Consider the following 20,566-nt stretch of genomic DNA (forward strand, 5'->3'; position numbering starts at 1 on the left):
TGAATTTTATGAAACTGCGATTTAGGATTTCATGTTTAAGTGATCACGATGCTGTCCCCTGGCTTTGAAAGCAAGCCTCGCTTGTAACGGTCTCTATTCAGTAAGAGGCTCTCGTAATTTTGTGAACTGAGCTTAACTCAAAAATTCCGAATTCATATATGCTTAGGAGTAGCAAAATAACTCTCGATAATTCAAATAATTGCAAGGAGGATTGAGATGAGACTAGAACGCATCGAAATCTCCGGGTTTAGAGGCATCAAACGCCTTTCACTCTCTTTTGACGAACTCACCACGCTTATCGGTGAAAACACGTGGGGCAAATCATCATTACTCGATGCCCTTTCCATCGCATTACCTGCCAATGGCTCATTGTATCAATTCAAACTGAAAGATTTTCACGTTGACTACTCAATTTCTCATCCACAAACACAACACTTACAGATCATTGTTTGTTTTAAAGCACAGGATAAAAACGAAGTAAAAGCGGGACGCTACAGACGCATAAAGCCTACATGGTGCACCAACGAAGATGGTGAGCAAGTCATTTACTATCGTATTAGTGCGTCTCGCGATGAGCACGGCATTAATACAGAGTACGCGTTTTTGGATCATAACGGCAAACCCAAAAAACTTCACCACTCAGAGAAACTCGCTATTGAGTTAATGACACTTCATCCTGTAATCCGACTACGTGACTCCCGACGCTTCCCAGATTTAAACCATGTCAACGGCGATGGTAAAAATGCTCGGATTGAAAAACGAATCAACAACACCTGTCGACGCTTATTGGCTATGCCTGGCCATGTGAATAAAGGTGAGATTCGTAGTAGCCTCGACTCAATGCAAACGCTTGTTGAACACTATTTTGCGTTCAGAAGTGTCAGTAAAGGTAACCCACGCAAACCTCGTGATGGTCTTTTCTATACAAGCCCTTCCTCTGATAAAGGTTTGAGTCAGTTCTTGAAAGAAACCAATGACAAACAAAGCCGTTTGCTTTTAATGGGGTTACTCAATGCCTATCTTCAAGCTAAGGGTCCCACCGATTTAAGGCGCTGTGCGAGACCAATACTGATCATTGAAGATCCAGAAGGTCGACTGCATCCAACTCATCTAGCGAGAGCGTGGTCCTTATTGCAATTGTTGCCAATGCAAAAGATATTAACCACCAACAGTGGCACGTTACTCGGTTCTGTTCCACTGTATTCAATTCGACGTTTAATTCGGCTATCAGACAGAACCATCGCTAAGAGTTTAAACTCAACAAAGTTTGGTCGAGATGAGTTGCGCCGAATTGGTTTCCATATTCGTTTTCATCGTTCAGGAGCATTATTTGCGCGGTGCTGGTTACTTGTTGAGGGCGAAACCGAAGTTTGGCTTTTTCATGAACTGGCTCGTCAATGCGGGTATGACTTGGCTGCCGAAGGGGTTCAAATCGTTGAGTTTGCTCAATCAGGTCTAAAATCACTCATCAAAGTAGCAAAAGAGTTTGGTATTGATTGGCATGTCGTTACTGATGGCGACCCAGCAGGGAAAAAGTACGCGCATGCAGTGCGAGCACAGCTCGACCATGATCAGGAAAGGCATCGACTTACGGAGTTACCCGACCGAGACATCGAGCACTTTCTGTACAACAATGGTTTTGAACTTTTCTTTAAGGACATCATCAAAGTTCCTCATGACCACCCTATCCCTGCTAAAAAAGTCGTAAATCGTGTTTTGAAAAAACATGCAAAACCGGACTTAGCTTTGGCTATTGTTTCTCATTGTGAAGTGAAAGGCATGGAGTGTATTCCTGTTCTTCTGCGCTGGACACTTAAACGCGTTGTTACCATGGCCAACGGCAATACATGAGTTAGGCGTATTTCACACTCAGCGTATTGTCTTGTAATACAAAAAAAGCACACCAATTTGGTGTGCTTGTATCAAACATCATTAATTTTGATTAAGGGTATTGAGAGGGATAAAACTCAATACACAGTGGATACCAATAAGATCGGGGGTTCACTACTGTGCTTGCTCAGCAAGCGAAGAAGAAGTAGCGGTTGATTTCGTATGCAACCATAGCCCTGTCGCTTTCATTAGATAGCCAAACACACCACCTAGCAACAACGATGGAATGACAAGTTGCCAGTTTCCGTCAGCCGCAAATGTTGCGCATGAACCAATAAAAGTACCAGGGATGTACGCGAGCCAAGCCTGTTTAGCTTGAATACACATGAAGAATGCCACAATAGCGGTAATCACATAGCCAATAATTTCCAACCCCACGTAAGTGGAACCGTGAATAATTACCATTGCCCAGAATACGCCTGTCATATTGGTGATTAAGCTGATGCCTAGTCCTTTCAATCCGCTCGTTGGCGCTGCAAAGTAGCTCGTGCAACCTAAAAAACCAGCCCAAGAAAGCAAACCTAAAGAGATGGCGATCCAACCCCATACGCCAGATAAAATTCCAGTAGTAATAGAAATAGCTAAAAGTGTCGTCATGGTAGTCATACCTACTCGGCTATTATCGTACCTATATGGTTCAATAACTGCCTTCATACATTGAAATCAAGGACACATGTTAGATACATCAGCTCAGCTTATCGGTGATATTGATCACAATAAGATATTATTATTTTCACAATTTACATTAAAAGTTTGACGCAACCGATAAATCAACAGATTTAGGGAATAAACCAACTCATCTCGTAGGCATATTTAATCAACCTTTAAAGAACTGAAGGCTTCCCTTTCATCATTCGCAGCCCCTCTCTTTTAATGCAGTCGACTAATGGGTTTTCTGCCATATCTGAACGCCATATAAATGAAAGCGTCCTTTCCATTTTTAACTCAGGTACATTTAATGCCACAAGGTGACCTGCTTCTATATATCGCTCTACATCTAAATACGGTAAGCAAGTAAGGTACTGACCATTAGCAACTAAACTACGTAACACCGGAACGTGTTCGTACTCGCGCCACACATCCAAATCTTCAATAAGGTGGTGAATAGAACTATCAAATGTTTTTCGTGTGCCAGAGCCATGCTCTCTTAGTACCCACTTCGCTTGCTCTAACTGCGCAAGGCTAACAGACTGATTACGCGCAAAAGGATGATGAGAAGCTGCGACAACAGTAAGATGATCACGACACCATACTTCTTGGTGTAAACGGTTATCATCACAGCGCCCTTCAATAATCCCTAAGTCATACTTGTAATCTAATACCCCATCAATCACCCCTTTTGTACTTTGTACACCGAGGGAAATACGCATTTCTGGAAAGTCATTATCAATGATACTAATAAGGTCGGGAACTAAGTGCTCTGCTGGTGTTTGACTCGCTCCCATACGAATCTCACCACTCAATAAATGTTGCTCATAGAAGCCCATTTCAATCTGCAATGCGTCTTGTAGCAAGCGTTTTGCTTTTGGTCGTAACCACATCCCCCAATGGGTTAACGCCATTTGCTTGCCTTGCCTCTCAAACAACGGCCTGCCAAGCATCTTCTCTAATTGCGCAAGCGACATACTCGTCGCTGATTGTGTCAAAGCCAATTTTTCTGCGGCTTGGCTTACACTGCCGGTATCTGCAACTGCGTCGAAAACCGCTAATTGCTTAAGTGAGTAGCGCAAAGTGTCCTCCATTATTAGTGGGTATTTCCCAATCCCCACAATTGTTAAAGCATGCCCCAATAAGCAATAGAGTTCATTTTACCTGGCCCCGTAAAGTTATCAATTAATTTGATGAGGTTTCTAAATATTATCAATTTTACCTTACTAACCGTTCTCCCTATTCTGATTACGCGGTTCGGGAACACCGCAAGCCTCAATGGTTTTGAAACCGAAGTCGTTGAGGCTCTTAATAAAAACAACAATTTCATTTTTGAGTTAATAACCAAGGATTTTTTATGCGATTACAAATTAAGGAGTCAATATGGCGGTGACCAGTTCTCAAAATCACCAGTATTTTTCTCCAAAAGAGATGATGGTTGAAGCGGAAAAATTTGCGTTAAGTAAGGCAAACAAAACCAGCAGTATGACATTAAGCCTCGCGATTATGGCCGGCGCGTTCATCGGGTTAGCATTCTTGTTTTACATCACGGTGACCACCGGCAGTACGGGCGCTGGTTGGGGCTTGAGCCGCCTAGCTGGTGGACTCTCATTTAGCATGGGATTGATCCTCATCGTGATCTGCGGTGGTGAATTATTTACCAGCTCCGTCCTATCCAGTATTTCTTGGGCCAATAAACAAATCTCGTTCGGTAAGATGCTTTCGATCTGGGGCAAAGTTTACGTTGGTAACTTTATTGGTGCGATGTTCCTACTTGCGCTGGTTACTGCTGCTGGTCTTTATCAGATGGATGGCGGTCAATGGGGATTAAATGCGCTTAACATCGCACAACACAAACTTCACCACACTCTCATTCAAGCGTTTGCACTCGGTATTCTCTGTAACCTGTTGGTCTGCCTAGCGATTTGGCTGACATTTAGTTCTGCAAATGCAATGACAAAAGCAGCAATGACAATTTTGCCTGTGGCAATGTTTGTCAGCAGCGGTTTTGAGCACTGTGTTGCGAACATGTTTATGGTTCCACTTGGTATTGTTATCGCGAATTTTGCACCTGAATCTTTTTGGGCATCTGTCGGTGTGCCCGCGTCACAATACACAGACCTAAACATTAGCCACTTTATTACCGCTAACTTAATTCCTGTCACGCTTGGCAACATCGTCGGCGGAGCGGTATTAGTTGGCCTTTCAAACTGGTGTATTTTTCGCCGACCAGAACTAAAAGCAGCGAATATTTCTTCTATCACTACAACTACAACACTGTCGTCAGTTAAGGATTTCACCATGAAAAATGCTTCTTTTGTTAAAGACATTATGAACCAAAAACCAGTCACCATTCGTGCAGAAACGCCAATTGCAGCCGCGCTGGATGTGTTACTTGATAACAACGTAACTAGCGCACCTGTTGTAGACGTACAAAATCGATTAGTTGGCTTCTTCTCTGCTCACGATGTGATGGTAGAACTATGGTGTGAGGACTACATTCCGGTGAAAGACCAAAAAGTCGTAGACATCATGAGCCGAGATGTGGTTGCAATTGACGCTGGTGATCGCCTCGTTGATGTTGTGGAATTCCTATGTATCGATAAAGAGCAGTTGTACCCAGCGAGCAGTATGGGTATTGCCACTCGCTTGACGTCTTTGTCTCTCGAAGAACGCGCTAAAAGTATCAAAGTAAGTAAGCCACAAGTGCTTCCTGTGCTTGAAAATGGGCAGATGGTCGGGGTGGTTACTCGTACTGAAGTATTAAAAGCACTACGCCCGATTTTTGGTGAGCGTTTAAACCTAGTGGAAAAAAGCGAGTTAGAAACAGCGTAATTCGCTAAACATTTACAACGTCTATTGGCTTTCAATCGCTATCACTGACGGGTTTATCGATGTTAGTGATGTGATTAAGATAATAAAAAAGCGCTCTTCAAGTGAAGAGCGCTTTTAGTGTATCTAAAAGGAACTAATTACTTCTTAATACCTTCGATATGAAGTTCCATATCGACGTAGCTTGAAGCACCCATTACTGGGATGTCAAAGTCAGCAAGCTCTAGGCGAGTGTTGCCAACAAAGCCAGCGCGCTCGCCGCCCCATGGGTCACTGCCAGCACCAACGAATTCAGCCTCAATAGTAATAGGCTTAGTAACACCGTGTAGCGTTAGATCACCAGTTACATCTAGTTTGCCATTGCCTTTATCAACCACTTTTGTGCTCGTAAAGGTTGCTTCACTGTATTTACCAGCATCGATGAAGTCACCACTACGAATGTGTTTGTCACGTTCAGCATGGTTTGAATCTAGGCTGGTTGTATCAACAACAACATTTACTTTTGAGTCAGCAATGTTGTTTTCATCAAAAGAAAAGTCACCAGAAAATGTATTGAAACGACCTTTGATGAAACTGTAACCCAAGTGGCTAACTTTAAAGTTGATTGAAGCGTGAGCACCTTTGGTATCGATGACATAATCTGCAGCTTGCGCACCAAATGGCAGTGCCATAGCGATAGCTAATCCTGTAGCGAAAAGTGACTTTTTCATTTTGAAGCTCCTAACATTTTTCTTAATGTGTTGTCTTTATCGATAAAGTGGTGTTTTAGTGCAGCAATAGCATGTAAACCTGCAATCAGGATGACTGCCCAAGCTGCATAGAAGTGAATCTCACCTGCAATATCTGATTGGCCTGGGAATAACTCTCCCGCTCCTGGCACGGTGAACCAATTAAACACTTCGATGCCGCGTCCATCAGACGTTGAAATGAGGTAACCTGAAACAAAGATGGTGACCAATAGTAGGTACATGACACCATGCGCTGCTTTAGCAGCAAGCACTTCGTAACGTTTGCCTTCTACCTTTGGTGACGCCGTCACATGTTTCCATACGATGCGTGCCAAAGTTAAAATAGCGAGTAAAATACCGACAGAGCGATGGTAATGCGGCGCAGTTCGATACCATTCGCTGTAATAGCTAAGATCGACCATCCACAAACCCACTGCAAATAGACCAATAATGCACAGCGCTGATAACCAATGCATCACGCGTGCAGTAAGGTTGTAATTCTTTACCAGTGTATCCATCTCAAGTTCCTAGATATATTCCTAAGTTAATGCTGAGCAAGAAACACTACATTAACCTATTTACGTCATATGAAACAGATTATTTACCATCATTTACATCCAGCCAATGGTGCCGTATCTATCAAGTTGTTCGAATTTTTTGAAGGAACTTTAAATCGTTTGTAAAACTGAAACTTACAGCTTAATTTCTTGTTCTATCTCATACAGCTCTTCGGAAACTTCTAACATTCTGCGTTCAACCAGTAACTTAGCATCTTCAACACCCTTGTTATAATAAATTGGTCCTAGTTTTTCTGTAATAAAATCAATTAGAAACTCACTATCGAACTGGCCAATTTCAACATCTAGCTCGTCTTGCATGTAATCTTGAATGGCGGTGGCCAACGCCTCTTTTTGTGCGCGTTCTAGCTTTATCATTTTTTCCCTTTCAAATTTTTGTTCAACTTCTGCTTCTTTCGTGTTGCTCTATTAAAGATTAGACACGGTCATTTGTGAGAAATTTGGTGTTTAGATCAAGAAGTTGCCGAAGTAAATTAGTCTATTCTCAAAAGACTATGCTAACCTTTTGCAGTTCGTTTTGTAATTATTAAGGGATATTCTTTGCTACTCGACCTAGTTATTCAAAGTGTTAATGATTTTCAAGACGACTGTCTTAAGCTGTGTGAAAAGCATTACCCTGCGGTGCATAACCAAGGCATGAGTGAGCATCATCTTGGTCTCGCGTTTTCAAGAAGGATGGAACATACTTTTCGTCACTTTGGATACAACTGCGTGATAAAGCCAATCGAAGTGTTGGATTCTCCAGACCTTCCCCATCACTATCGAATTTCATCCGACATTGGCACTGTCTGGGTTCTGAGTCACCATATGGTCAGTGCCGGAAAATCTTGCCGGGAAAACTTACTCTCATCAATTACGGAATGGCAGAGTGAATATGGCTATGCCTTACAGCCTAATGACCTACTCTTTTTGGTTTGCGATCATTGGATAAGTCGCAGCAAAACGAGCCGAGAATTGCTTCATTGGTGGATGGGTGAACTACCCGATCAGATCAACGAATACACAGAACAAGGAATCACACTGTACACCAGCGAGTCGCAACTCACGCAATCGTTGGACACTCGATTCGGTATTAGCCCTTGTTACATTAAGTTTGGGCATCCTTTACGGCGTTCGAACAAACAGCAGTTAGTCAGAAAATATTTGCAGTTGTATGCCGTACTGCAATGGTAGCATCAAATTGAAGTGCTGAGATTATCAATTATTTCATCAATTTGTTTGATGTCACTCGACAAACCTACCCATCCATTACCATCGTTCTTGCTTGAGTTAATGAGCACACTTAGATTCATTGCCAATGAAATAGAAAAATTAGCGCGATAACGCTGATGTTGAGACATTGATTTAGGTTGTGGTAACAATGATGAGCATCTCGCAACTACTTAGTTGCATCCGGAAACAAGCCGACGGGCAGTATATTGCGAAATACGCGAACTTCACTCTCCGCAGTGTCTTTCAACCCATATATAAGAACGATATTTCCATCGTTGGCCTTGAAGCACTGGTAAGAATTAGCAATGCCAATGGCAACATGGTTAGGCCAGATCAGTTTTTCCAATCCAAAGCGACTCCCACTCAAGATTTGCTCAATGTTGAACGCTTAAGTCGTCTAATCCATATCAAAAATTTCTCTCAGTCTCGTTTTCACACAAAACAATTGTTTCTCAATGTATTACCGGTAGCGGCAGAGATACTAGTCAAAGACATCACGTATAACCGACTGCTAAAACAAACCATTTATGAATCGCATTTGATGAATGAACAAATCGTCATGGAGTTACTTGAATTGAAGGTGGAGGATGAACTCTCTTTGTCTCAAGCTGCTCGGGAGTTAAGTCTTGAAGGATTTAAATTAGCGATTGACGATTATGGCGTCAATGCATCGACAACTGAGCGAGTGAGAAGCGTTTGCCCAGATATAATCAAGATGGATCGCTCTTTATTGCTAAGGTATGAAAACGGTGATTTTAAAGCGCTTAACGATGCATTATCACTCGCAAAAGCGTTATGCTCTAAAACCGTTATCGAAGGAATTGAAACCGAGCATCAACTTCGCTTAATGAAAAAGCTCGGTTTCGATATGTATCAAGGGTACCTACTTGCTATCCCCCAAACGTTAGACGCCTATGAAGAGGCAAAAACAGCCTGACTATGTAAGAGCAAAAGTTTGCGCGGTTTAGCGAGAGCTACGTGATTTACCACGATTCTTATGAATCGCCAATTTTGCTTTTAGCTTACGCTTCTCAGATGAACGACTACGACGACGCCCACCCCCATTTTGTTCAGGCTCAACTTCTTCTACAAGACTTGGTTCGAAACCTGCCAGCCATTCTTGGGGTAAGCGTTGATCAAGCAGATTCTCGATAGCTTGCAACAAGTACTCCTCATCTCTACTCATCAGAGAAACCGCCAAACCTGACTTTCCTGCTCTTCCAGTGCGGCCAATTCGATGGACATAATCTTCTGCTTTGAATGGCATATCAAAGTTCACGACTTGTTCTAGCTCTTGAATATCTAACCCTCGTGCTGCCACATCGGTTGCAATCAAAGCACGTACCTTACCTTGTTTAAATTCATCCAAAGCTCTTTGGCGGGCACCTTGTGATTTATCGCCGTTGATAGAAACCGCTTTGATGCCATCTAACTTGAGCTCTTTCGCTAACTCATCACTGCCTTGCTTCGTTTTTGTAAATACCAGCACTTGCTGCCAATTCCGCGAGCCAATTAAGTACGCTAGCAATTCACGTTTCCGTTTTTTATCCACTGGATAAACCATTTGTGTTACCGTTTCAGCAGTCGTATTTGCTGGTGAAACTTCGACTTCAACTGGCGATTCCATGAGTTTATACGCAATAGTTTTGATTCGCTTCTCAAATGTCGCAGAGAACAATAGGATCTGTTTCTCTGCAGGTAAACGTCGGAAGATGCGCTGCAAGTCAGGCCAAAATCCCATATCTAACATACGGTCGGCTTCGTCTAACACGAGCATACCGGTTTTAGAGATGTTTACGTTACCATTAAACAGGTGATCCAAAAGGCGGCCTGGCGTGGCAATCAAAATATCAGCGCCCTCTTCTAACTTTCTCTTTTGTACGCCAATGCTTGTACCACCATAAACACACACAATGCGAAGTTCTGTTTCTGCCGAGTACTGATTCAAATTATCAAATACCTGCTGTGCAAGCTCGCGTGTTGGAACCAAAATCAATGCTTGAGGTGTGCCGTTAAGTTTCTTTTGCTGAACGGTTTGTATGATAGGTAAACCAAACGCAGCCGTTTTTCCCGTACCAGTTTGTGCAGCAGCAAGTAAGTTTTTTCCTGCAAGGACGTGTGGAATTGACTTTTCTTGCACTGGTGTTGGCGTCACGATATTTAGATTGCCTAGCGTCTCGATTAGCTTTTGTTCGATGCCTAAATCAGCAAAATTAACTGACATGTGTAACCTCATTATTTTTGGAGCGCAGAGTTTACCAGAGCCCCTAAAGCCATACTACTTTTCTATCTCATTGAGTTGAGTCATTAAGCTGTTGCTGAAAATCATACGACTGGCGCAAAACATCTCGATAAAGTGACGAGAACTTCTCCTCTAATTCGGTGTAATCACTTTCAATCACTTTAAATGTTGTGGTTAAGTCTGCCATTCTAGGGCTTCTTTGCGACATCCGATGTAGTGCAAATTCTATATTGTCTAGATCTTGATAGGATTGAAGCCATCGGCCATGCCACATTCTGCTGTGGAGCACCAAAAAACGTGGCGGCAAATGTTCATGAACCTCTCGGTTTACTCTCTCGTATGCCGTTTTTACAAAGTGTTCGAGAGACACGGAGTGAAAGTCGTTCCAGTGTTTTGCGAGGCAATGATCCCAAAACATATCTAAAGCGATAGGTGCAAAACGTCTCGCAACACCAGTGAAATGAGGCTTACATTCGTTGACGATTGGATGATGGTCAGTAATACGGTCAACAAATCTATGTAATCTGATGCCATTTGAGATATCGCGATCATACAGCTTGCTTGGATCTCCTTTTACGAAGTCTCCAAGCAAGTTTCCCAATAAATGGCTGTTACTGTGTTCTGCGATATGCAGGTGGGCTAGAAAGTTCATTCGACGCCAGTTTTGGCCTCTAGGGCTTGGTGTGACATGAACCTAGTATAACGTCAATTACGACGAGATGAGAGTGTTCCGCTATTCGGCTTCGTTGTCTGAGCCAACGTATTCCGACAAGATAATGCCAATTTCAAGCGCATCTAGCAGCTCTAGGCTCTCATCGTTTTGGTATTGGTCGCTCATTGTGACCTCCTTTATTTTAAGCTCTCTTGCTTGTACTTGCTGACGGCCTGGCTCTTGCCATATCCACATCAGCAACTCCTTTTTATAGTCTTTATATGACACATTCATGACAGCGAGAAGTAAAGATTTAAAAACCTATGAGCATAATCAAAAGTAAACGATTGCAATTAGATTTCATATCCGCTTAACACTTTAGAGAAATGACTCTTTTATCAACATTCATGTCAATTTAAAGATATAACATACTGTTATAGGCGTCCTTAGATCTCATTTCTTAAACTAAATTTAGTATTCGTTACATATTTTGCTGATTAACTTCGCATATTTTGTTTCGATATAGCAATAGATTTGGTCAATATCTTTTATCTCTAATGGAGCTTTAAATGAGAGAAGTTGAGTTTAGAACGATAGACAGGCTGTTTATCAAGATGTCTATCAACGACAAAATGTGGGTTATATTCCTACTGTTTTTAGTAGCCCTCACTTCAGTGGCTGGAAGCCGCTACTTCAATGAAATACAACAATTTGAGCAGCAAGCCATCTCGGCGAGCGAAGCGAAGCTTTCTGGTATCGTTGATGCTCAATCAAACCGCGCTACAGAAATTGACGGCGTATCGAAATCGAACCGCGTAAGCGAGAGTTCTTTTGTCGATGGGTCTGTCACCGCTTATGCCAAGTTGCATTCTGGAGAAGTGATTAAGCTGACTCAAAATGTGTCCACACAATACGAATCGGTAAAATCATCAGCTCTATCGTCACTATTACTCAGCTTCTTATGGGTTATTCCTTTTGCCCTATTCTCTTACTGGGTGGCAACGTTTATCGGAGGAGCTCTGTGGGTTTTATATACAACAACCGAAAAAATTGGTGACGGTGACTTAACCTCTCGTCTTGGTTTTCACCCTGGTCGAGATGAATTCGGTACCATCGGCTGTGCGCTAGACAAGTCTATGGATACCTTAAGTGAACTGGTTAATAGTGTTAAAAATAATGCAACGATGTTGAGCGAGACATCTTCTGCATTCGAAAAAGATATGCAGTTGAGTGAAACCCAGATATCTCATCAATATCAAACGCTTGATTCAGTCGCGACGGCAATGGAAGAAATGACAGCCTCTGCAAAGGAGGTATCAAGTATTTCTCAACAAGCAACGACGCAGTCAGACCAAGATGCCCAGAAGATCGAACTAAGCAGAAGCCGTGTACAAAACGTGATTGGCGAGATAGAGACGTTATCTAGCTATATTGAACAAGCCTCTACGTCAGTAACCAATTTAAACGAGAATACGACGCAGATTAATGACGTGATCACAACGATTAACGCCATTTCAGAACAAACTAATCTGTTGGCACTAAACGCAGCAATCGAAGCAGCCCGTGCTGGTGAACAAGGTCGTGGATTTGCAGTGGTTGCCGATGAAGTACGTACATTAGCAAGCAGAACTCAACAGGCAACAGTAGAGATTCAAGCCATGATTGAGAAGCTTCAAATAGAGAGTCAGAACATTGCTTCAATCACCAACCGAACCGTTCAGCAAGCTCAAACCAGCAGCCAGCTTATTGATGAAATCGGCCATGATGTTACCTCTATTGCCGAGTCAGCACGCTCATTAATGGACATGAGCATTCAGATTTCCACATCTGCTGAAGAACAAAGCGCAGTGGCTAACGATATTGCATCGGAACTTTCAGAAATTCGTAGTCAATCAAGCACAATCAGAGAAGTGGCGGAGCAATCTACCGCTGGCGTCGCTAATCTCACGCAAGCCTCCGTTTCTCTTGGTGAGATATTACAACGCTACCGCACCGCATAACGTTGTGAGGCTTATGATCAACAAGGGCTCCTTAAGGAGCCCTTTTCTTTAAACCGTGTTCAACTATTACCTTCGATATTTTCTACGACATCCAAGTGGATATTTGAAGTGAATCTCAAGTTCTCGCTGTACCCGATGAAATAATGTTCTTAAACAAAGCGTTCCGCTATGCTTGATCTTGCCAATTCCAATTTGCTGCTGGAAAACAATATGAATAATTACAAAGACACAAAAGACATAGAGAACCTGAATTGCCCACTCTGCCAAGGAGATGAATATCTCATTTCATCGGATGGCGAGAAATTCACATGCGCTGCTTGCGGATTTCATACAAAAAACTTCTCATCTATCCAATGTCTACATCAAACGCCTTACCTACAGTCTAAACTTAAGCACATCCACAGCTTGAGTCCGGTTTGCCATTAGTAGGTCAAACAGAGCAGCCACACAGCTGCTCTTTTAATTCATCTAAATGATGGATGCGAATTACACGCTCGTCATCAACAAGATTGATAGCTTCACCATTAAATAACTGCACCGTTTTGATACCGGCGTTTAGTCCCGCCTCAACTCCTTTAGGCGTGTCATCAATATAAAGACAGTCACTTGGTAAAAAGCCCATGCTCATAGCACTGTACATGATTAAATCGGGCTCAGGCTTCCAACTATTCGCATCGAATGCCGAGAACACTTTCCCTCGGAAAGCATCGAGTAAACCGGTTAACTCCAAAGCGTATTCAATTTTATCTTTAGGTCCATTAGACGCCACACAATATTCGATATTATGCGAATCCAAAAACTGAATTAATCGTTTTGCGCCATCCATCGGCTGTAAGTGACGCACAAAAAGAGACTGGACTTCTTCTCGGTATTGCGGCTCTAAAACATCAATTGGGACTTTGATATCTTTCAATTCTTTAGTATCTAAAAGGATGTCAGCGAGCTTTCCTCCTTTAAAGTGAGAAACGCACTCTTCCATCGTTAACGCAGCCCCATGCTGGTTAAATACGTTGACGAGCGCTTGGCAACACAGTCTTTCGCTGTCGACCAACGTACCATCACAGTCAAATATCACGCACTTAATATTGGTAATTGCCATAGCCATCTCCAGACGTCTTAAAGGCTCAAGCCCAAGCTGATTTTAAGAATGTTTGGATTAATCTTATTTGAGTTTGGGATTGTTGAAACGACGAGCTTGGCATTTCATGGAAATAGAAGGGAGCAATTACAGTTTTTCTAAGCAAGATCACCCAACGTCATCTTGCTTTACTTTTTATGCACATTGATGTGTAAGTTAGTCTTCGATAACCACTGAGTCTAACAGTTTTTGCTCGGTGCTTAGTCTTTTAGCCAGATCAGCCACAAACGAGCTTTTGTATTTTGATTCAGAAACAGCAACATCAGAGATGAGTGTATTTCCTTCGAGATGGCTAACAATAGCAGCACCAATTGGGACTCCAGATTTAAAACCAACATATAATTCAAAATCTGGCGTGAGGATAATCTGTGTCAGATATTCAATGATCATATCTTTATCATGCTGCTGTTCCCAGCGCTGAGATTGCAAGATAGAGAACATAATGGTCAGTCGATGAAAATCGACCAGAAAAATGTCGTCGGGGTTAAATTCAGAGTCACTTTCCAGTAGTGTGTCTTTGTCGACTACTTGATACGTTGCTTTTTCTAGCGTTTTGAAATAGACATCGCGCCCTTTCAAACTCTCTGGTGTCGGAAATTCAACTTCGACCAGATCATACAGCCATGTATTTTTACGCTCGATACTGGCTAACTGTTGTTCATTCATCTTGATACCTTCGTTTAGAGCAGTACATTAGCATGAAGCCCGCAACAAACCTAGCGCACATAGACCTTTCCGTGGCTAAATTTTGTTTTAGGTGCAAACCTCTGATAGATTTCATCAATATCTTTCCTAGTTAAGGACAAAAATAATGAAAAAGATGCTGTTAAGTGCATTGCTTGCTACTACTCTAGTTGGTTGTTCAGATAACGATGTTGCTGACGTGGGGCTCGGTTGGTTTACTTTGAAAGACATCAAAGTCGGTGAGTTGAAAGACGAGGTGGTAACAGGTGTCACATGTCACATCGCCTCTATCGAAGCGGATTTCAGCTTAGCAGATCCAAGTGATAGCTCAATATCATGTCGTCAGACTGGCGAAATCACACCGGAAATGATTGCAAAAATAGATAAGAGTAAGTCCGGTGAAATTGTATTTAAGAAGTCAAAAAGCATTTTCTTCAAAACAATGAAGGTTCGCCGTATTTATGATGCCGATAACCAAACCTTACTCTACTTGTCTTATACAACAAAAGAGACCGATGGTAGTTTTAAACATAGCCTTTCGACAGTCCCACTTTGGGGTACCAAGGCTTACGTTGAGCCAACTGAAGTGAAAAAGTAACGCGGGTAAATTTAGTTAGCGCGGAGCAGGCTCTTTCCGGGCGCTGCTGAGCAACAAGTTTAAAAAACAACCCATTGCAATACGACAAGCGTCATAAATTGCAGCTGCTTTGGTTGCTATTTACTCAGCTCGCTGATTTTTTCAGCGAGCAGACTTCTTTGTAATAAATCGCCACGATTTTCATTTTTTTGTGATACAATCCCGCCTCTTTTTTTTCTCACTCAAGAACAAGCATGAAGTTTCCTGGTCAGCGTAAATCTAAACACTACTTCCCAACTCACGCTCGAGATCCATTAGTAAACCAAATCCGACAGGCACCTAAGCTATATCGCCCAACTATTGTTGGTGTCGGTCAAACCATTGTAGATATCGAAGCACGTGTAGATGACGCGTTTTTAGAGAAATACAACCTGAGTAAAGGACATTCGCTCGTTCTTGAAGAAAGCAAAGCAGATGCTCTTTACGAAGAACTGGTTGAGCAAGGCCTGATCACACACCAATACCCAGGTGACACGATTGGCAATACTCTTCACAACTACTCAGTTTTAGCCGATAGCAAATCCGTTTTGCTCGGTGTGATGTCTAAGAACATTCAAGTCGGTTCTTTTGCTTACCGCTACCTTTGCCGTACGTCTTCACGCATGAACCTTAACCATTTACAAACGGTAGATGGCCCTATTGGTCGCTGCTACACCCTAATTTCTCAAGACGGTGAGCGTACATTTGCTATCAACGAAGGTCATATGAATCAACTACTTCCGGAAAGCATTCCTGAAGAGATCTTTGAGAAAGCATCAGCCCTGGTTGTTTCTTCTTACCTAATGCGTGGTAAAGAAGAAGATCCAATGCCTAAAGCGGTACAAAGAGCGATCGACTTTGCTAAGAAGCACGATGTCCCTGTTGTACTTACGTTAGGGACGAAGTACGTTATCGAAGGTAACGCACAGTGGTGGCAAGAATACATTCGCGAAAACATTTCTGTTGTCGCTATGAATGAAGAAGAAGGTGCGGCGCTAACAGGTGAAACAGAGCCGCTAGCAGCTGCTGATAAAGCACTTGAATGGGTTGATCTCGTACTTTGTACGGCAGGACCAAATGGTCTGTACATGGCTGGTTACACCGACGAGAAAGTAAAACGAGAAACCACACACGACATCCTTGAAAGCTCCCTCGAAGCCTTTAACCAGTACGAGTTTAGTCGTGCGATGCGTAAAGAAGACTGTCAAAACCCAATGAAGGTCTACTCTCACATCGGCCCTTACCTTGGTGGACCATTAGAGATTAAGAACACTAATGGTGCAGGTGATGCAGCCCTTTCAGCCTTACTGCATGACATGGCAGCAAACTCTTTCCACCAAAAAGAAGTGCCTAACTCAGAAAAGCACGAAGTACGATGCTTAACCTACTCCTCTCTTTCTCAGATTTGTAAATACGCAAACCGAGTAAGCTATGAAGTGTTGACGCAGCACTCTCCTCGCCTATCGCGAGCGCTTCCTGAACGAGAAGATAGCTTAGAAGAGACTTATTGGGATCGTTAAAACGACAGCTTTAAAGCTGAAAATATATCAAGGTCACCATTTGGTGGCCTTTTTGTTTTTATCTAGCACTGTAACGAGTAGATTTTGTTAGTATGTCGCACAATACGAAGCAGTAAACTCTTTACAAGCCTAACCGAAACAGTACCATCACCAAGCAGACCTTTGCCTCACAATAATACTCGTTATAACTCAGGTAGTTTTTCAACGCTACCTGTGTGCCACTTTGGGGATTCTCCATGCAGTCAGATATCGAAATTTGCCGAAACACACCACTTTCTTCTATTGATGTTATCGCGGAAAAAGTAGGACTATTGCCCGAAGAGTATGACACTCACGGGAAGCACAAAGCCAAAGTCCACCCAAAATGTTTGGAACGACTCAAAGCAAATGATGACGGTAAACTTGTACTCGTCACTGCGATCACGCCGACTCCTCTTGGCGAAGGAAAAACCGTTACGACGATAGGACTGGCGCAAGGTTTAGCAAAGCTTAATCAATCTGTTATTGCATGTATAAGGCAACCTTCGATGGGACCCGTCTTCGGTATTAAAGGTGGCGCAGCGGGCGGCGGTTATTCTCAAGTAGCTCCAATGGAAGAGTTAAACTTACACCTTACTGGTGACATTCACGCAGTGACAGCGGCGCACAACCTTGCTTCAGCCGCTCTTGACGCTCGCTTGTTCCATGAGCAACGCGAGGGTTATGATGCCTTTGAATCACGCACCGGGTTAAGAGCACTTAAAATCGACACGGCAAGTATTACTTGGAAACGAGTGATGGACCATAATGATCGTGCACTACGTAAAGTCAAAATTGGCCTCAATGATGCAGGAAAAACCATCAATGGTTTCGAGCGTGACGAAGGGTTCGATATTTCAGCCGCTTCTGAGTTAATGGCTATCATTGCACTAGCCAAAGATTTAAAAGATTTACGTCAACGTATTGGGAAAATTGTCGTAGCGTACGATTTGAACGGAAACCCCGTCACTACGGAAGACCTACAAGTTGCAGGAGCAATGGCAGTAACACTAAAAGAGGCGATTGCACCAACACTGATGCAAACTCTAGAAGGTGTTCCTACGTTGATCCATGCAGGTCCATTTGCAAACATCGCCCATGGAAATTCATCCATTATCGCGGACGATATTGCGCTAAAACTGTCAGGTTACACGGTAACTGAAGCCGGTTTTGGTTCGGATATGGGATTTGAGAAAGCGTGTAACATTAAAGCTGCTGCCGCCAACAAAGCCCCGGACTGTGTAGTGATCGTAGCAACATTACGCGGCCTCAAAGCGAATTCCGGACACTATGATTTACGACCAGGTATGGCTATTTCAGATTCCATTTTTAATCCGGACCAAGCAGCATTGGAGGCTGGGTTTGAAAATTTAAAATGGCACATAAATAACGTTCATAAATACGGTTTACCTGCTGTCGTTGCCATTAACCAGTTTCCACAAGATTGTGTGAAAGAGCTTAAAGCTCTTGAAGATCTGATTCACCAATTTAATCCCGAAGTTAAAGTAGCCATCAGCACCGCTTTTTCGCAAGGCGGACAAGGCGCAACGGAACTAGCTCAACATGTTATTGATGCGTGTACCACGCCTGTAGAGTTTTGTCCGTTATACAACAAAGAGCAATCATTACTCGAAAAGCTCATGGCAGTATGTGAAGCGGGCTATGGAGCAACCAATATAGAAATGACTCCTATCGCGACTGAACAGCTCAAACATTTTGAGCAATTAGGCTTTAACAACTTAGCGGTTTGCATCGCGAAGACACCACTATCGATAACCACAGACTCCGCAGTCAAAGGCGCACCAACTGGTTTTACCGTCCCAATCCGCGAGCTGCGCTTGTGTGCGGGTGCAGGATTCGTTTATGCATTATCTGGTACCGTGATGACGATGCCAGGCTTACCTGATAAACCCGCATTTATGAACTTAGATCTTGATGATGAAGGAAATATCGTCGGTCTCTCTTAGTGCAGTGATAACGTATCGCTATCAGTGAAGTGAGCATATTCATTGAGTGAGTGGTCTACTTACCTATCCACTCACTCTCAACAACTGTGAAAAGAGTTGTCTCAGGCCTTCTACTCTTGAATCGTTGATACAAAGCTCTCCTGCCTTACATCAACGCGCCTGTTTTAGACCTTTAGAGTTAAGACGCTAACCCTAAGCCTTGTTTGGCCATAGTTATTAAGCTAGAAAACCCTATTTATCTTCTTGTTTTGTCGCCACTTTACATTGTAAATCCATACTTGTTGACTTCTCCTTTCTACAATTTTGCGCCAATTTGATGCACGGGTTATTTAGCACTTCACTAATATGGTGCAGTTGTCTTACAGTGAAATTTTAACCTCCTTGATTTTTAAGGAGATATTCTATGGCTCGATTCTTGTAGTAGACTTTTCACTAATAAGCACATTAGCACATGCTTTTCAAAACCTCTGCGTTGCATACCACCTCCTTCAGGTTAGCACCGTTTTGATGCATGTCAGAAAAGGGAAAGGGAATACTATGGAAGACGCACTCGCCGTAATTTTAGCAGGAGGGATGGGGTCTAGACTCAGCCCACTCACCGATGACAGAACCAAGCCAGCCGTACCTTTTGGCGGAAAATATAGAATTATAGATTTCACACTAACCAATTGTTTACATTCGGGTTTACGCAAGATCCTTGTTTTAACCCAATATAAATCTCATTCACTTCAAAAACACTTACGAGACGGCTGGTCGATATTCAATCCAGAGCTAGGCGAGTACATTACTGCTGTTCCACCACAAATGCGCAAAGGTGGTGCATGGTATGAAGGAACCGCCGATGCGATTTATCACAACATGTGGTTGCTATCGCGAAATGATGCAAAGTATGTGGTTGTGTTATCCGGCGATCATATCTATCGAATGGACTACGCCGCAATGCTTGAAGAGCATAAAGAGAAAGGTGCTAAGCTCACCGTTGCCTGTATGGATGTTCCCGTAGAGGATGCTTCAGCATTCGGTGTAATGGGCACTACAGAAAACGGGCTCGTTACTTCGTTTATAGAGAAACCTGAAACCCCACCTACTCTTCCTGGAAGCGCGACCAGAAGCCTTGTTTCTATGGGAATATATATCTTTGATATGGATGTTTTGAAAGAAGCGCTTGAAGAAGACTCAAAACTCGATTCATCAAGCCATGACTTCGGAAAAGACATCATACCTAAGCTAATTGATACCGAATCCGTTTACGCTTATCAATTCTGTGGCAGTAAAGGGCGCGTCGATAAAGATTGCTATTGGCGCGACGTGGGTACCATTGATTCCTTCTATGAAGCGAATATGGATCTACTAGAACCTGTGCCGCCAATGAACCTTTATCAGTCTAATTGGGCGATTCGTACTTACGAACCGCAGTTTCCACCAGCTCGTACTGTATCGTCGGCCACGGGTAATGAAGGCATTTTTATTAACTCCATCATTGCTACCGGTGTCATCAATTCCGGAGGCTCGGTACAGCACTCCATTATTTCCTCTAATGTACGCATTCAAGATAGTGCAACGGTAGTCGATTCCATCATTTTTGATGACGTAGAAGTCGGTGAAGGAAGTCAGTTGGTCAACTGCATAGTTGATAAACATGTTCGTATTCCGCCACATACTCAAATTGGCATCAACAAACTTGAAGATGCGAAGCGATTTAAAATCTCAGACAAAGGTATTGTCGTCATACCCGAAAGTTACCAATTTGATTAAACGACAAACTATCACAACAAAAAAGCGCACGATAATCATCGTGCGCTTTTGTTTAAGTGCCCGTAAACATTAGGCTATAACAAATA

At 42.8% G+C, this 20,566-nt stretch carries 19 protein-coding genes; 9 read left to right on the forward strand and 10 right to left on the reverse strand.

Going from position 1 to position 20,566, the window contains the following annotated elements; all coding sequences use genetic code 11:
- The first annotated feature begins 216 nt into the window (after nt 1-216).
- Entirely contained in the window at nt 217-1,851 is a 1,635-nt protein-coding gene (locus R8O70_RS13060; protein WP_171342930.1) for an ATP-dependent endonuclease, read from the forward strand.
- 153 nt (nt 1,852-2,004) lie between these two features.
- Here the strand turns inward: R8O70_RS13060 and R8O70_RS13065 are convergent, their stop codons facing one another.
- Nucleotides 2,005-2,487, reverse strand: a complete 483-nt coding sequence (locus tag R8O70_RS13065; protein ID WP_017634175.1) for a DUF1097 domain-containing protein — start codon at nt 2,485-2,487, stop codon at nt 2,005-2,007.
- Nucleotides 2,488-2,714: 227 nt separating this feature from the next.
- Nucleotides 2,715-3,620 (reverse strand): LysR substrate-binding domain-containing protein, encoded by a 906-nt coding sequence (locus tag R8O70_RS13070; protein ID WP_005376369.1) that lies wholly within the window; start codon nt 3,618-3,620, stop codon nt 2,715-2,717.
- Nucleotides 3,621-3,921: 301 nt separating this feature from the next.
- Here R8O70_RS13070 and focA point away from each other — a divergent pair, with 301 nt between their 5' ends.
- The gene (gene focA / locus R8O70_RS13075) at nt 3,922-5,373 is read left to right on the forward strand and encodes a formate transporter FocA (RefSeq protein WP_171342929.1); all 1,452 of its coding nucleotides are present in this window, start codon (nt 3,922-3,924) and stop codon (nt 5,371-5,373) included.
- Between the two features lie 137 nt (nt 5,374-5,510).
- Here focA and R8O70_RS13080 read toward each other — a convergent pair whose 3' ends face one another.
- The 3 genes from R8O70_RS13080 to R8O70_RS13090 all read right to left on the reverse strand — a co-directional run bounded on the left by R8O70_RS13080 (nt 5,511) and on the right by R8O70_RS13090 (nt 7,033).
- Entirely contained in the window at nt 5,511-6,080 is a 570-nt protein-coding gene (locus R8O70_RS13080; protein WP_017634178.1) for a YceI family protein, read from the reverse strand.
- Entirely contained in the window at nt 6,077-6,616 is a 540-nt protein-coding gene (locus tag R8O70_RS13085) for a cytochrome b (protein ID WP_005390157.1), read from the reverse strand. Before R8O70_RS13085 ends, R8O70_RS13080 begins: the two co-directional genes overlap by 4 nt.
- A 174-nt stretch (nt 6,617-6,790) precedes the next feature.
- Nucleotides 6,791-7,033: a DUF2164 domain-containing protein gene (locus tag R8O70_RS13090; RefSeq protein ID WP_042520836.1), complete on the reverse strand. Its 243-nt coding sequence runs from the start codon at nt 7,031-7,033 to the stop codon at nt 6,791-6,793.
- Nucleotides 7,034-7,216: 183 nt separating this feature from the next.
- Between R8O70_RS13090 and R8O70_RS13095 the strand changes: the two genes are divergently transcribed.
- Nucleotides 7,217-7,849 (forward strand): hypothetical protein, encoded by a 633-nt coding sequence (locus R8O70_RS13095; RefSeq protein ID WP_005376385.1) that lies wholly within the window; start codon nt 7,217-7,219, stop codon nt 7,847-7,849.
- Between the two features lie 187 nt (nt 7,850-8,036).
- Complete coding sequence (locus R8O70_RS13100) at nt 8,037-8,825, forward strand: EAL domain-containing protein (RefSeq protein ID WP_017634180.1); 789 nt, start codon at nt 8,037-8,039, stop codon at nt 8,823-8,825.
- A gap of 27 nt (nt 8,826-8,852) precedes the next feature.
- Here R8O70_RS13100 and R8O70_RS13105 read toward each other — a convergent pair whose 3' ends face one another.
- The 3 genes from R8O70_RS13105 to R8O70_RS13115 form a co-directional block, all read right to left on the reverse strand.
- Nucleotides 8,853-10,112: a DEAD/DEAH box helicase gene (locus tag R8O70_RS13105; RefSeq protein WP_005376383.1), complete on the reverse strand. Its 1,260-nt coding sequence runs from the start codon at nt 10,110-10,112 to the stop codon at nt 8,853-8,855.
- A gap of 67 nt (nt 10,113-10,179) precedes the next feature.
- A complete protein-coding gene (locus tag R8O70_RS13110; protein WP_053303599.1) occupies nt 10,180-10,782 on the reverse strand; it encodes an ACP phosphodiesterase in 603 nt (200 codons plus the stop codon).
- 81 nt (nt 10,783-10,863) lie between these two features.
- Complete coding sequence (locus R8O70_RS13115; RefSeq protein WP_170889895.1) at nt 10,864-11,037, reverse strand: hypothetical protein; 174 nt, start codon at nt 11,035-11,037, stop codon at nt 10,864-10,866.
- A gap of 314 nt (nt 11,038-11,351) precedes the next feature.
- Between R8O70_RS13115 and R8O70_RS13120 the strand changes: the two genes are divergently transcribed.
- Entirely contained in the window at nt 11,352-12,782 is a 1,431-nt protein-coding gene (locus R8O70_RS13120; protein ID WP_025767793.1) for a methyl-accepting chemotaxis protein, read from the forward strand.
- A 430-nt stretch (nt 12,783-13,212) separates the two neighbouring features.
- Here the strand turns inward: R8O70_RS13120 and R8O70_RS13125 are convergent, their stop codons facing one another.
- Both R8O70_RS13125 and R8O70_RS13130 read right to left on the reverse strand, forming a co-directional pair.
- Nucleotides 13,213-13,881 carry an HAD-IA family hydrolase gene (locus R8O70_RS13125; RefSeq protein WP_318184200.1) on the reverse strand — a complete coding sequence of 223 codons (669 nt, stop codon included), beginning with the start codon at nt 13,879-13,881 and terminating at the stop codon, nt 13,213-13,215.
- 195 nt (nt 13,882-14,076) lie between these two features.
- Nucleotides 14,077-14,586: a hypothetical protein gene (locus R8O70_RS13130; protein WP_017634184.1), complete on the reverse strand. Its 510-nt coding sequence runs from the start codon at nt 14,584-14,586 to the stop codon at nt 14,077-14,079.
- Nucleotides 14,587-14,731: 145 nt separating this feature from the next.
- On the opposite strand from R8O70_RS13130, the gene R8O70_RS13135 reads away from it, so the two are divergent.
- From R8O70_RS13135 to glgC, 4 genes are all read left to right on the forward strand, one after another.
- On the forward strand, nt 14,732-15,202 hold the full coding sequence (locus tag R8O70_RS13135) for a CreA family protein (RefSeq protein WP_005397614.1): 471 nt from the start codon (nt 14,732-14,734) through the stop codon (nt 15,200-15,202).
- Nucleotides 15,203-15,435: 233 nt separating this feature from the next.
- Nucleotides 15,436-16,740, forward strand: a complete 1,305-nt coding sequence (locus R8O70_RS13140; RefSeq protein WP_005376376.1) for an inosine/guanosine kinase — start codon at nt 15,436-15,438, stop codon at nt 16,738-16,740.
- 236 nt (nt 16,741-16,976) lie between these two features.
- On the forward strand, nt 16,977-18,725 hold the full coding sequence (locus R8O70_RS13145) for a formate--tetrahydrofolate ligase (RefSeq protein ID WP_064369262.1): 1,749 nt from the start codon (nt 16,977-16,979) through the stop codon (nt 18,723-18,725).
- A 537-nt stretch (nt 18,726-19,262) separates the two neighbouring features.
- A complete protein-coding gene (glgC, locus tag R8O70_RS13150; protein WP_025767797.1) occupies nt 19,263-20,480 on the forward strand; it encodes a glucose-1-phosphate adenylyltransferase in 1,218 nt (405 codons plus the stop codon).
- Nucleotides 20,481-20,566: the final 86 nt, after the last annotated feature.

This window comes from Vibrio sp. 779(2023), from assembly GCF_033344285.1.
GTDB classification, from domain to species: domain Bacteria; phylum Pseudomonadota; class Gammaproteobacteria; order Enterobacterales; family Vibrionaceae; genus Vibrio; species Vibrio alginolyticus.

Coding starts and splice junctions, on each gene's coding strand:
- R8O70_RS13060 (WP_171342930.1), top strand. CDS start 217: ATGAGACTAGAACGCATCGAAATCTCCGGGTTTAGAGGCATCAAACGC.
- R8O70_RS13065 (WP_017634175.1), bottom strand. CDS start 2,487: ATGACGACACTTTTAGCTATTTCTATTACTACTGGAATTTTATCTGGC.
- focA (WP_171342929.1), top strand. CDS start 3,922: ATGGCGGTGACCAGTTCTCAAAATCACCAGTATTTTTCTCCAAAAGAG.
- R8O70_RS13080 (WP_017634178.1), bottom strand. CDS start 6,080: ATGAAAAAGTCACTTTTCGCTACAGGATTAGCTATCGCTATGGCACTG.
- R8O70_RS13085 (WP_005390157.1), bottom strand. CDS start 6,616: ATGGATACACTGGTAAAGAATTACAACCTTACTGCACGCGTGATGCAT.
- R8O70_RS13090 (WP_042520836.1), bottom strand. CDS start 7,033: ATGATAAAGCTAGAACGCGCACAAAAAGAGGCGTTGGCCACCGCCATT.
- R8O70_RS13100 (WP_017634180.1), top strand. CDS start 8,037: ATGATGAGCATCTCGCAACTACTTAGTTGCATCCGGAAACAAGCCGAC.
- R8O70_RS13105 (WP_005376383.1), bottom strand. CDS start 10,112: ATGTCAGTTAATTTTGCTGATTTAGGCATCGAACAAAAGCTAATCGAG.
- R8O70_RS13110 (WP_053303599.1), bottom strand. CDS start 10,782: ATGAACTTTCTAGCCCACCTGCATATCGCAGAACACAGTAACAGCCAT.
- R8O70_RS13115 (WP_170889895.1), bottom strand. CDS start 11,037: ATGTGGATATGGCAAGAGCCAGGCCGTCAGCAAGTACAAGCAAGAGAG.
- R8O70_RS13120 (WP_025767793.1), top strand. CDS start 11,352: ATGAGAGAAGTTGAGTTTAGAACGATAGACAGGCTGTTTATCAAGATG.
- R8O70_RS13125 (WP_318184200.1), bottom strand. CDS start 13,881: ATGGCAATTACCAATATTAAGTGCGTGATATTTGACTGTGATGGTACG.
- R8O70_RS13130 (WP_017634184.1), bottom strand. CDS start 14,586: ATGAATGAACAACAGTTAGCCAGTATCGAGCGTAAAAATACATGGCTG.
- R8O70_RS13135 (WP_005397614.1), top strand. CDS start 14,732: ATGAAAAAGATGCTGTTAAGTGCATTGCTTGCTACTACTCTAGTTGGT.
- R8O70_RS13140 (WP_005376376.1), top strand. CDS start 15,436: ATGAAGTTTCCTGGTCAGCGTAAATCTAAACACTACTTCCCAACTCAC.
- R8O70_RS13145 (WP_064369262.1), top strand. CDS start 16,977: ATGCAGTCAGATATCGAAATTTGCCGAAACACACCACTTTCTTCTATT.
- glgC (WP_025767797.1), top strand. CDS start 19,263: ATGGAAGACGCACTCGCCGTAATTTTAGCAGGAGGGATGGGGTCTAGA.